We start from the raw sequence: 12,087 nt of genomic DNA, 5'->3' as shown, positions 1-12,087 counted from the left end.
CTCTCATACGGCAAACCTACTTTGCCGTTCAGAATCGTTGGTTCGGCTAACTGATTGCCTTCTGTATCTTCGTATCTTACTGTCACGGGTGCGGCATCACTGCGTTTGTATACATAAACGACTTCTTGCGAGGTATCACTGAAAGTACCTGTTTTATCCCCTTGGATTTCTTTCAATGTATAGCCAGCAATCGGCTCTTCTTGTGTCGTATACGGTTCACCAACAACCCCTGATAAAGTGACGTCTGGTAACAATGTCTTTTTATTTTCATCAACATACTTGACGGTCACATCTTCTGCAGTATTCACATACTTCACTGGTATTTGATAATTCACTAAATATTGAATGGTACCTGTACTAGCAGCTCTCTCGGTGGATAAACGATTAGGAACAAGAGAAGTGATTGATAAATAATCAACATTGGCGGGAATATTTTTAAATTGAATCCCTTCTTCAGTCAATTCGAACCCATCATTTTCATATAAGGGAAAGATATAGCCATTTTTATCTATCCCCCGAATCGAATAAGAATACTTTTTGTTGGACAAAGAAGAGAGCAACGCATTTCCTTGGGTATCAACCATCATACGGTCTTTATAAAGAACATCAGATTGGCCGTCTTTTACTAACATTGGCTCTAATAGTATTTTCTCCTGAGTCATAATAGATAGTTGGGAATTTTGATGGTGTTCTGCAGATAGCTCTAACTTAGAAAAATCCGTCATGCTACTTGCATAGACCGTCAGATAATCTGTAACCCACCCACTAAGATATTGACCAACCCCAATTAATTCTTGGGCTGTCAAATAGGCATCATAATTTCCTATGTGGATATTTGAAAAAGATCCTTTTGGAAGAATTTGTGCTAGTACATTAGGACGGGTAAACAAAGTTGCATTTTCCGCCATAGTGATTTTGGGAACATTCGCAGCAATAATAGACGTCGTATATAACGCTTGTAAGTTGCTAGCGTATTCTAAGCCAGTAAAATCGACTACTGTGTCTTTGACTAAAGAAGAAAAATCTAGCTGTTTTAGATTCGCCATATCTTCTTGAGTGATTGTATCAACTGTTTTGTTTAGCCCTTTCGCTACCTCATTTTGCAAATTCTTATCCGGCATCCAAGCGTCCAATGAAACGCTGCGATCAGAGAATGCCTCTTTCATTTCTGCTGACGATTCGGTTGCCAAGCTAGCTGTGTCTTCACTTGAATCAGGTAGTTTTTTTTCTGTACTTTCCGTCGAGCCATTTTTCTCATCATCATTAAACACTTCTTGCGATTCTGAGTTACTTGTGGTGTCCCCGTTGAATTCTTCTATACGAGAAGAAGCGACTGTTTCAGTAGTCTCCTCCACTTTTTCTAATGTTCCTAGTGTCGTTATTTCCTTGTTTGATGGAATGGTTTCCTGTTCCTCAGCCATAACTTGTGCCAAAGGTGCCAACACAGGCTGACTTAACAAGATCGCCAATGACAAATAGCCCCAAAATTTACTTTTCATAACATTCTCCTTTTATATTCGTTTAAATACGATACGCTTTCCTATCTTTCACCTATATACAAACTTCGCCTTCTGATGATGGTGATGACTTGTTAATTACAACCTTTAGACACAGGATGCTCCTGTTCATTTTGATAGTATTGCATGGTTCATCATTCTGAACACGTCAACATTTGTATCAGAAATGACCAAACTTGTCAGGTTTCAACGAACAGGTTATTCAAGCAATCAGATCGTTCACTTAACCTGCTTCTTCATGCTCCAAGCTTGGACTCGGTCAGCGCTACAATCACTTATTTAAATTGTTATTTTTACACACATAAAAAGAGACACATAACATGCATCTCTTTAGGCGCCCCATTGTAAGTTCAGTCTATTATTGATTTTTTACTAGTTATCCCGATACTCGATCGTCAATCCTTTTAAAAAGTTGCGGGCATATTTGTCTAAGCATGGCTTGTAATTGCGATGGCCTTCTTTGCGTAAAATGGCGCCCAGTTCACCTTTTGAAACCTTAACTCCCGCTTGCTCGAAAATGTTCAGCATTTCATCCGTTGTTAGCGAAAGGGCGATTTTTATTTTCTTCAGCATCAAATTATTCACATTGCCATTGTTCAACTCTAAGACAGGTTCTGCAGCATCTGACTTTGTTCCTCGTTGCGAGCGAATCAAACCATTTAAGAAACGCTCAAAGGCTTCATTGGTACACTCAATCTCGTAGGTCTCAGGGTCTTTTTTCTTCAATAATTGTCTTACTTCTTCTTTCGTGAAAGAAGCGCCGCCAAGTTCAAAAATTTTCACCATGTCAGTATCTTTGATATCCAAAGCATAGCGTAAACGCGTCAAGCGATCATTGTGATTCATTCTATACACCATCCATTTCTTAGGTTGATTATAACAAATAAACCTAGACGAGTAATCCCGTTTTCGCTTTTTTACTCTAAGAACCCATTGTTTTCGTTCAAATGTATATCGCTTCTCTCATTCTACTTCCTCCGCTATACTTGATTTAGGGAGTAAATTTATTCTAACAAAACAATAAACAAAAAAAAGCATCTATTACGATGATGTTTTGGATTGCTTTATTGTTTTTATTTTGTATACAAAAGGGAGAGGAAAGAAATGAAGAAGTATGGGAAATTTTTGGTAATGATTGGGGTATCGACGGTGATTATGTTTTGTATGATGTATTTCAATGTCTATGCCCTCGATCATATTTTTTTCAGCCAAACCCGCCTGTTTATGGCACTTATGATGGGCGCGATGATGGCGATCATCATGCTATTGTTTATGTGGAAGATGTATGACAACAAGAAAATGAATATCGGCATTCTAGTTGTCAGTGTTGTACTCTTTTTTAGTTCACTTTTTATGGTCAGAAGCCAAACTGCCGTGGGAGATACAGCCTGGATGAAAGCCATGATTCCCCATCATTCGATTGCGATTCTAACCAGTAAAAATGCCGATTTGTCTGATCCAAGAGTAAAAGAACTTGCAGAAAAAATCATCGACGCACAGGAAAAAGAAATCAAAGAAATGAAAGAATTGATCGAAGAGTTAGAAAACAAATAGCAATTTTATGTGCTCACTTAAAGAACCAGCAGATCAACTTTTTCCTCACGGATGAGAAGCCCTTCAAGCAATAGCTGAAGGGCTTCTTTTTTATCGTCAGCTACTTTCTTTCTACTGAAAAATCCTGACCGTTATTGCATCCGCTCTTGTTTGACTTTCTTATCCACAACATGACGCTTGGCAAGCTCTTGGCGAATAGCCGCTAAATCAATCCCCATTTCTGCCATTAAAACCAATGTATGATACGCCAAATCAGCAATCTCATAAACGGTTTCTTGACGGTCTTCCTTCATCGCCCCAATTACGACCTCGGTTGCTTCCTCGCCGATTTTTTTCAAGATTTTTTCACTGCCTTTTTCAAACAAGTAGCTGGTATAGCTGCCTTCTTGTGGCGTATCTTTACGACCTTTTATCAGCTCATACAACGCATCGATGGTTGGAGAGGATTTTGTACCATAAAGCACCTCTGTAAAGCAGCTTTCTGTGCCTGTATGGCAAGCAGGTCCGTCTTTTTTTACTTTGGCGACTAAGGCATCTTGATCGCAATCTGCGGTCAATGATACTAAATGCTGGTAATTGCCGCTAGTTTCTCCTTTGCGCCACAATTCTTGGCGACTGCGGGAATAAAAGGTCATCAATCGGTCCTTCAAGGTCAAGGTCAAACTTTCTTGGTTCATATAAGCCAAGGTCAAAACTTCATTCGTTTCCACATCTTGCACGATCACTGGAACCAATCCTTGTTTATCAAATCGTACTTGCACCATGTTATCCACTCCTTCTATTGCCTGTCAAAACGCCAACGCTATACGGTTCGTACGGGAATATCGACGGCCTGTAATTGTTTTTTTAGCTCTGGGATTTTTACCTCGCCATAGTGAAAAATCGAGGCTGCCAACCCTGCTTCAATATTTGGCAATTGAAACAGCTCGATAAAATCGGCACTTTTGCCAGCACCACCGGATGCGACGATCGGTAATTTGGTGATTTCGCTGACAGCTTTCAGCAAGTCGAGATCAAACCCCTGCTTCACGCCATCGGTATCCATGCTGTTGATGACTAGTTCACCAGCACCTAACTGCTCAGCTTGGTGAATCCACGCCAATGCTTCTAAGCCTGTATCTTCCCGTCCGCCTTTGGCAAACACATGCCAGTTCTCACCGACACGGCGAACATCAACGGATAAAACAACGCACTGGCTGCCATAGCGTTTCGCGCCTTCTGCGATCAGCTCAGGTCGGCGAAGCGCTCCCGAATTGACGCTGACTTTGTCGGCGCCACAGTTTAAGACTCGCTCAAAATCTGCTACTTGATTGATGCCACCGCCCACCGTCAAAGGAATAAACACTTCTGACGCCACGCGCTGCAAAATGTCCGTGAATAAGCCGCGTTCTTCTGCAGAAGCAGTAATGTCATAAAAAACCAGCTCATCGGCGCCTTGTTCATTGTAAAAACGCGCCAAAGTCACCGGATCATTGACATCTTTTAAGCCAGCAAAGTTGACCCCTTTCACGACTCGCCCATCTCGCACATCAAGGCAAGGAATGATTCGTTTGGCGATCATGACCTTTCCTCCCCTGCTGCTAAGACATCCGCCAATTGGAGACTGCCGTTATATAATGATTTTCCGACGATCACGCCAGAGATGCCCAACTGTTTTAATCCTTTGATATCTGCCAATGAAGCCACGCCGCCAGAAGCCACGATGTCGCAATCCAATTGATTGAGTTTTTCGTATAAGGGCAGATTGATGCCTTCTCCTGTACCGTCACGCGAGATTTCGGTAAAGATGATCGTTTGCGCTCCCCATTCCACCAATTGTTGGCAAAAAGTAAACGCGTCTGTTGCCGTTTTCTCGAGCCAGCCTTCCACGGCCACTTTTTCTTCCTTGGCATCGACCCCAATCGCGATCTTATTGCCGTATTTCTTGAGCATCGCTTTTGTGAATGCTGGGTCTTTCTGGGCAATCGTGCCGAGGATCACCCGATGAACGCCTGCTGCCAAACAATGCTGGATCGTTTCTTCCTCACGAATCCCGCCGCCAACTTCGACAAACAGATTGGTTTGCTGAACGATTTTTTTTGCGACATCAAAGTAATGGAGTTCGCCAGCTTTGGCACCATCTAAGTCGACGAGGTGCAGATAGTTGGCACCTTCTTCTTCAAATGAACGAGCAAATGCCACTGGATCATCCCCAAACACTTCTTTTTGCTCATAGTCTCCTTGGTACAAACGGACCACTTTTTGATCTAACAGATCGATTGCTGGAAAAATTTTCATAGCGGCACCTCCGTAAATGCTTTTAAAATCTTCAACCCGACAGCCCCACTTTTTTCTGGGTGAAACTGAGTGCCGAAGACATTGCCATTTTGCACGATACCAGGAATTGCTAGACCATAGTCACTGTCTGCTATGACATACTCTTGGCAATCAGTAGCAAAATAACTGTGGACATAGTAGACAAAGTCTTGTTCCCCTAGTCCGCTGACTAGAGGACTTTCCTTTCTGACAGTCAGCCGATTCCAACCAATCTGCGGCACTTTCAGATTCAGTTTGGCTTCTTCAAAGGCGCTTTGCATGGAAACGATCCGTCCTGGAATCAAACCGAGCCCCGCATGTGTGCCAAACTCCTCACTACTATCAAACAACAGCTGCATCCCTAAACAAATGCCTAAAAAGGGTTTGCCAGCTGCTGCCAATTCTTGGATCGGTTCGATCAGCGACAACTCTGCCAACTTTTGGCGGGCATCGCCAAAAGCGCCTACGCCGGGTAAAAGAATGCGGTCGGCAGCTTTTAATTCTGCTAGTGAACGCGTGATTTGGCAGTCAACACCCAAATAGTCCAGCGAACGAGACAAGCTGAACAAATTTCCGACCCCATAGTCGATGATTGCTAACATAATACGCCCCTTTCCTTATCTCATCCCTCTGTGTGGAAGATACGTAATCATTTTCCCCCTCATGAATCACTGAATCGTCCCTTTGGTTGAAGGGATCTCATCTGGGGCTGCTTGATTGATCGCCACCGCTTCACCTAAAGCACGCCCAAAACCTTTAAAGCAAGCTTCCACAATGTGGTGGCTGTTTTTGCCAGCGATTTGATGGAGATGGATCGTAGCACCTAATTCACGGGCAAAAGCAATGAAGAATTCTTCAACCAACTCCGTATCAAACTGCTGCCCGATTTTTTCACTCGGTATCGCCAACTCTACGACTGCCATGCCGCGACCGCTAATATCGATCGCTGTCATAACTAAGGCTTCGTCCATCGGCAGCAGCATACTACCATAGCGTTTGATACCTCGTCGCTCCCCAAGACTTTCTGAAAACGCTCGGCCAATGGCGATGGCAACGTCTTCTGTTGTGTGATGGGCATCTACTTCTGTATCGCCATCACAAACCAACGTCAAATCAAAGCGACCGTGGCGGACAAATAATTCCAGCATGTGGTCTAAAAACCCCACACCAGTCTTGATTGATTGCTGACCAGTACCATCGATCGTCAACTGCAGGTGGATCTTGGTTTCCGTCGTATTGCGGGTAACTTCTGCTTTTCTCATTCCTTCACCTCTTCTATGATCGTTGTTAGCACCGTCATCAGTCGTTCCATCTGGGCCTTCGTTCCTACCGTAATTCGTAAATACTCTTTGATGCGGGGCTGATTGAACCAGCGGACGAAGATTTTCTGCTCTTTCAGTGCCTGATACAACTCTTCACCGGCAATCGCAGGGTGCCTTGCAAACAAAAAATTCCCTTGGCTGTCGGTCTGCTCAAAGTCGAATTTCGCTAGGGCTTGCTTGCTCCACTCACGCACGTGGATCGTTGCTTGGATTTTCTCATCGACATACGCTTGTTCCTGCAAAACGGCTGCACCAGCGGCTTGGGTCAAACTATTGACATTGTACGGATTCAAGCTAAATTTCAACCGATTCAAGTCTTGGATCAGTCCTTCATTGGCAACCGCAAAGCCTAAGCGTGCTCCTGCCAGCTGCCGAGATTTCGAAAACGTCCCCACAACCAAGAGATTTGGGTATTGATCGATCAAAGAAACCATTGAAGAGCCGCCAAAATCGATATAGGCCTCATCGACTATCACTAAGCGATCGGGATGCCGTTTTAGAAAGGCACAGATTTCGCTTTGCTCTTGATAAACCCCAGTCGGGGCATTGGGATTGGCAAAAATGACGGTCCCTTTGAGTGAATCGTAGTCCGTTAACGCGATTGAGAAATCTTCTTGCAGCGGAACAACGGTGGCAGCGACTTGGTACAAGGCACTATATACTTGATAAAACCCGTAGGTCACATCGGGAAAGGCGATGCCGTTTTCCGTGAAGCCTTGAAAGAGGTAGGACAAGACTTCGTCACTGCCATTACCGAGAAACAGTTGGGCTGGCGTAACGCCAAGATAGGCAGCCAGAGGGTTTGTCACCACTTCAGCAGCAATATCCGAGTAACGATTCAGCTTTTGGGCGGCATCAGCAACCGCTGCTTGAACACTTGGCGCTGGCGGATAAGGACTTTCATTGGTGTTCAGTTTAATAACGACTTGCTCATCTACTTGTTCCCCCGGTGTATAAGGAGTCAGCTTGTGATACTTTTGATGTAAAAAGGTCATTTTTCTCCCTCTCTTCGTACATTGATCGAACGGGCATGGCCGATCAAGTCTTCGGTTTCCGCGAACAACGCTACAGCTGGACCAGCTGCTTTCATGGCTGCCTCTGGGTAATACAAATAACTGCTTTTCTTAATAAAATCATCCACTGATAACGGCGAATAGAAACGAGCCGTCCCTTCTGTCGGTAGGGTATGGTTTGGTCCAGCAAAATAATCTCCCAGTACTTCCGGTGTATGGTGACCTAAAAAGACGCTACCCGCATTTTCTACTTGTCCCAATAATGCAAAAGGATCAGCCACCGCTAATTCAAGGTGTTCTGGAGCAATTTGATTGGCAATGGTAAGTGCTTCGGTCAAATCTTTGACCAGAATCAGCTTTCCGCTAGATTTAAGCGCCGCAGCAGCAATGTCTTTACGGGGCAGTTGCTTCAGCTGCAAGTCAAGCTCGGCTTGTACTTCTTCAATCAAAGCTGCTTCTGTTGTGACTAAGATGGCTTGCGCTAAGGGATCATGCTCGGCTTGTGCCAAAAGATCCGCCGCCAGCCAGCGAGGATTTGCGCTGGCATCAGCGAGGATCAGCACATCGCTGGGCCCTGCGATCATATCGATATCAACTTCGCCGTACACCATTTTTTTCGCTGTGGCGACATAAATATTTCCCGGTCCGACGATTTTGTCGACTTTGGGAATTGTTTCTGTTCCATAAGCCAATGCCGCTACGCCATGGGCCCCACCGACTTTGTAGATTTCATCCACTCCGGCAACGGAAGCTGCCGCTAAAATAGCAGCCGGAACTTTTCCCTGACTGTCCGTCGGTGTGATCATAACGATTTTTTTGACCCCGGCGATTTTTGCCGGCAGGACATCCATCAAAACCGTACTTGGATAAGCTGCTGTGCCGCCAGGAACATAGACCCCGACTTTTGCTAATGGTAAGACCCGCTGTCCCATCACAACGCCATTTTCCTTCGTTAAGACAAAGCCTTGCTGGACTTGTTTTTGATGAAATGCCAAAATGTTTTCTTTCGCCTGTTCCATCACATTAAGCAGCTCGGGTGAGACGGCATGGACAGCCGCGTCTATCTCCCCTGGACTGACGGTTAAGGAAGACAAGGTCACTTGATCGATTTCCTCAATTAATTGAAACAACGCCTGATCTCCTTGCTGCTGAACACGGGCAATGATTTGGGCGACAATGGTTGAAACATCTTTCGTTTCCGACTGTTTCCTTGCCACAATCGTTTCGATCGTATTTTTTTGGGTCGAAAAAATTCTCATAATTGCTCCCTCACCTTCTCAATCACTGTTTGAATGCGTTCTTGCTTGAAACGCCACGTGGCGTGGTTGATCACTAAGCGCGCTGAAGACGGCGCGATGTCTTGGATCACTTCTAAATCATTTTCTTTTAGTGTCGTCCCCGTTTCGACGATGTCAACGATCACATCGGAGAGACCTAATAAAGGGGCCAATTCAATCGATCCATGCAGTTGGATCAATTCCACTGAGCGACCTAAACCTTGATAAAACTGGCGGGTGATCTGCGGATATTTTGTAGAGACCCGCAGCGGTCGGGAGAAATCTTCCTCGAAATCCTTACGCGCCGCTACGGCCAAACGGCAGACCCCCATATGCAAATCAAGAAATTCGATGACTTCCGCCTTGCTTTCCATTAAAATATCTTTGCCTACGACACCGATATCCGCCACTCCGTGCTCCACATAGATTGCTACATCGCTAGGCTTGACTAAGAAAAAGCGCAGCTTGTTTTCTTCATCACAAAAAATTAGTTGGCGATTGTCTTTGAAGACGCCTTGCGCAGCGACTCCGGCTTTCGTGAACAAATCATATACGGCATCCCCCATGCGGCCTTTTGGCAGCGCAATGTTCAAATAGGCTGAACTTTCGTTGTCAGTCGGCAACTTTTGCCCCACATGATTGAGCTTCATGCCAAATCCGATCGCTCCTTGCGCTTTGCCTTGCCGACTCATCAAGCGATCATAACGGCCGCCATATAAAATTGTCTCTCTTGCTTCTTCGATAAATCCTTGAAACAGCAAACCACTGTAATAATCGGCATCATTTAAAATCGAAAAATCTAACCTTATTCGAATGGAGGATGACAGTTGTTCTTTTTGCAATGCTTGATACAGTTGGTTCAGTTCTGCTAAACCAGCTTGAGCTTGGGGATATTCTGCCAGCAGTTCTTTGGCTTTTTGATACTTGGTTTCAAAATCACCTGACAAACGTACCAGTTTCGCTAATTTTTCAGCTTCTGTTGCTGACAAGCCAGCTTTTTCAGTCAGTGCATCCATGCCATGAGAACTCTTGTCCCGCAGGCAGTGCAATACCTTTTGTCGATCCGCTTCGGGGAAGCGTTGGCAGATGCCATCCAAAATCCCCATATGGGACAGATCCAAGGTCCCTTTTCCCACCTGAGCCAAACTTTCCCACGCCAGTTTTACAACCTCCAGTTGATCTTCCCACGTGATTTGGTCAATGAGCTCCAAACCGATTTGATCGATTTTTTGGTATTCCCCAGCTTGACGATCCTGTCGATAGACATCTTCCACATAATACACTCTACGCGCCTCTCCAGACGGTGTATTTTTGGCAATCGACAAGGTAACATCGGGTTTTAGAGCCATCGTCCTGCCATCCGTGCCTGTAAACGTGATGATGGAAGAACCACGCAAAAACTGATCATTTTGCTGATAGTTGCGATACTCTTCAAAGTTGTTCGAGTGATAAGGTGAAAAATGATGCTGCGTATACAATTTTCTTAATTTCAGTTCGACTTGTTCGGCTGGTTTCAATACATTCCATAACTCTTCCACACTTATCACTCCTATTTCATGCCACTGATCCGGCTTTCTCACTGTTAAAGGCTCGCTTTATCATCGATTCACCATCAGTTTTTCTAATAATACTAATGGTTTTGCCATAAATAAGCAATGGTATTTTTCGAAATATTCTGGAATTTTAGTCGATTTCAAGAGAACATAGCGATGTCGTTTCTTTGTTGACGATTATTCCATCGAAACTGGAAGTCAGTTTTCCTTTCTTAATGAAGTAACTTAGTACTTGTGCATCCTCCATCACTTAGTTGCACAACCATAAAAAAGTCCGAAATATACGACCATCTTGTTTCAGAAACTCGTTATCGATTACTCTATCCTTTGTACCGTACAAAGAATTGGCGCAAATGAAGCGATGATATGACAATCACCCAAAACGTTCATTGTTGTACTTATCGCTTATATTGCGGCACAAAAAGCACACTCAGAAGAATCAGAGAAAACAGCTAAATAGTACATGCTCTATAGCTTAATAAGGAGAGAAAAGTAAATGAACAAACTTATAGGAAAACAAATCTCATGGAACAACGCTTTACTAGGAACAGTCCTCGCAGGTATCGGTTTGGTCGGTCTTTTGTATGCCCCTGCCATCGTCAGCATCTTCTCATTATCGATTGCCAGCTATTTGGCATTACGGCTGGTTTACGGTAATGAGGCAGTCAAGCAGCTCTTTGGAAAACCCATCGCGCCAGTGAAGACGATCAGCAAGTATGTTCTTTTAAACATCCTGATCAGCTTCCTCGTTTCTCTCGTTTTGCAATATGGACTAAAATGGGATCTTCACGGAAATCCAGTGAACGAAGGCTTTCAATGGTTGACTCTGCTAGTTATTCCAATCATGTTACTTGGAGAAGAACTCTTTTCTATCTTCTTTTTAGCGATCTTTTCTAGTAAATGTACCTTGCCAATTGCCAGCATCCTTTCCGCGATCATCTTTGGCTTGGTTCATTACAGCACTTATGACAACGGCAATGTTTTCCATACCTTGATCCATATTCTTTTCATTCAAGGAGTGGCGCGCTTGCTATTTAACCAAGCTGCTATCAAGAGCAACTCGATCCTGACTAGTTGGGGCACACATGTCTTGTTCGACCTGTTTGCTATTTTAGTGGCTTATCTGACTGCTTGAGAAGAAAGAAAAAGACTGATTCAATTGGAATCAGTCTTTTTTGATACAACAAATAGTTACTTGTGTGCCCCTCCTTGAAAGGACGCATTGATCGCTTTTGTGCCTTTCACAAGGTTGGGTGTTTGTTCTATTCGCTGCGTTTCATAAGAAAATGGTCTTACTTTTTAAAGGTACCCTCTTTTACTTTCTCACAAATTTCTGCCTCACTGTACACCTTCATCAGCCGTTTGACTTCGCCTTCGATGTTGAAGCGCAAGGCTTCTGTCGCCTTCAGATTTTTCAATGCTTGTTCAAGATAACAAAAAAAGGTTGTTTCCTTCATTCAACTCAGCCTCCTTGTCAATCGTTGGTTTTACCGATCAGTTTACCAACATCGCTCAACTCCTGATCAATTCCTCCAGGAAACAAAAGGATTGTGCAG

General features: G+C 44.0%; 13 protein-coding genes. 2 read left to right on the top strand and 11 right to left on the bottom strand.

Annotation, left to right across the window (positions count from 1 at the left end):
- Both A5882_RS08395 and A5882_RS08390 read right to left on the bottom strand, forming a co-directional pair.
- A partial coding sequence (locus A5882_RS08395) for a MucBP domain-containing protein (RefSeq protein WP_176462011.1) occupies positions 1–1,499 on the bottom strand: 1,499 nt, incomplete at its 3' end.
- Positions 1,500–1,889: 390 nt separating this feature from the next.
- A complete protein-coding gene (locus A5882_RS08390; RefSeq protein ID WP_008377143.1) occupies positions 1,890–2,363 on the bottom strand; it encodes a DUF1456 family protein in 474 nt (157 codons plus the stop codon).
- Positions 2,364–2,621: 258 nt separating this feature from the next.
- Here A5882_RS08390 and A5882_RS08385 point away from each other — a divergent pair, with 258 nt between their 5' ends.
- Complete coding sequence (locus A5882_RS08385; RefSeq protein ID WP_086372652.1) at positions 2,622–3,071, top strand: DUF305 domain-containing protein; 450 nt, start codon at positions 2,622–2,624, stop codon at positions 3,069–3,071.
- 131 nt (positions 3,072–3,202) lie between these two features.
- On the opposite strand, the gene hisIE is transcribed toward A5882_RS08385, so the two are convergent.
- From hisIE to hisG, 8 genes are all read right to left on the bottom strand, one after another.
- On the bottom strand, positions 3,203–3,835 hold the full coding sequence (gene hisIE / locus A5882_RS08380) for a bifunctional phosphoribosyl-AMP cyclohydrolase/phosphoribosyl-ATP diphosphatase HisIE (RefSeq protein ID WP_005237439.1): 633 nt from the start codon (positions 3,833–3,835) through the stop codon (positions 3,203–3,205).
- A 38-nt stretch (positions 3,836–3,873) separates the two neighbouring features.
- Positions 3,874–4,632, bottom strand: a complete 759-nt coding sequence (gene hisF, locus A5882_RS08375) for an imidazole glycerol phosphate synthase subunit HisF (RefSeq protein WP_086316936.1) — start codon at positions 4,630–4,632, stop codon at positions 3,874–3,876.
- A complete protein-coding gene (gene hisA / locus A5882_RS08370) occupies positions 4,629–5,348 on the bottom strand; it encodes a 1-(5-phosphoribosyl)-5-[(5-phosphoribosylamino)methylideneamino]imidazole-4-carboxamide isomerase (RefSeq protein ID WP_016620586.1) in 720 nt (239 codons plus the stop codon). Before hisA ends, hisF begins: the two co-directional genes overlap by 4 nt.
- The gene (gene hisH, locus A5882_RS08365) at positions 5,345–5,968 is read right to left on the bottom strand and encodes an imidazole glycerol phosphate synthase subunit HisH (RefSeq protein ID WP_016620585.1); all 624 of its coding nucleotides are present in this window, start codon (positions 5,966–5,968) and stop codon (positions 5,345–5,347) included. Before hisH ends, hisA begins: the two co-directional genes overlap by 4 nt.
- Positions 5,969–6,034: 66 nt before the next feature.
- The gene (gene hisB, locus A5882_RS08360; RefSeq protein ID WP_005225202.1) at positions 6,035–6,628 is read right to left on the bottom strand and encodes an imidazoleglycerol-phosphate dehydratase HisB; all 594 of its coding nucleotides are present in this window, start codon (positions 6,626–6,628) and stop codon (positions 6,035–6,037) included.
- Positions 6,625–7,683 carry a histidinol-phosphate transaminase gene (gene hisC, locus A5882_RS08355; protein ID WP_008377129.1) on the bottom strand — a complete coding sequence of 353 codons (1,059 nt, stop codon included), beginning with the start codon at positions 7,681–7,683 and terminating at the stop codon, positions 6,625–6,627. Before hisC ends, hisB begins: the two co-directional genes overlap by 4 nt.
- The gene (hisD, locus tag A5882_RS08350; protein WP_086372651.1) at positions 7,680–8,960 is read right to left on the bottom strand and encodes a histidinol dehydrogenase; all 1,281 of its coding nucleotides are present in this window, start codon (positions 8,958–8,960) and stop codon (positions 7,680–7,682) included. The genes hisC and hisD overlap by 4 nt, the downstream gene beginning before the upstream one ends.
- Positions 8,957–10,516, bottom strand: a complete 1,560-nt coding sequence (gene hisG, locus A5882_RS08345; protein ID WP_086299159.1) for an ATP phosphoribosyltransferase — start codon at positions 10,514–10,516, stop codon at positions 8,957–8,959. The genes hisD and hisG overlap by 4 nt, the downstream gene beginning before the upstream one ends.
- A 511-nt stretch (positions 10,517–11,027) precedes the next feature.
- On the opposite strand from hisG, the gene A5882_RS08340 reads away from it, so the two are divergent.
- Positions 11,028–11,666 carry a CPBP family glutamic-type intramembrane protease gene (locus A5882_RS08340; RefSeq protein WP_016611971.1) on the top strand — a complete coding sequence of 213 codons (639 nt, stop codon included), beginning with the start codon at positions 11,028–11,030 and terminating at the stop codon, positions 11,664–11,666.
- A gap of 157 nt (positions 11,667–11,823) precedes the next feature.
- Here A5882_RS08340 and A5882_RS19760 read toward each other — a convergent pair whose 3' ends face one another.
- Complete coding sequence (locus A5882_RS19760; RefSeq protein WP_008377119.1) at positions 11,824–11,988, bottom strand: hypothetical protein; 165 nt, start codon at positions 11,986–11,988, stop codon at positions 11,824–11,826.
- Positions 11,989–12,087 lie beyond the last annotated feature (99 nt).

This window comes from Enterococcus sp. 4E1_DIV0656 (assembly GCF_002140695.1).
Lineage (GTDB): Bacteria > Bacillota > Bacilli > Lactobacillales > Enterococcaceae > Enterococcus_D > Enterococcus_D entomosocium.
Note: the sequence above shows the minus strand (reverse complement) of the source record. Positions and strands in the feature narration are given on the sequence as shown.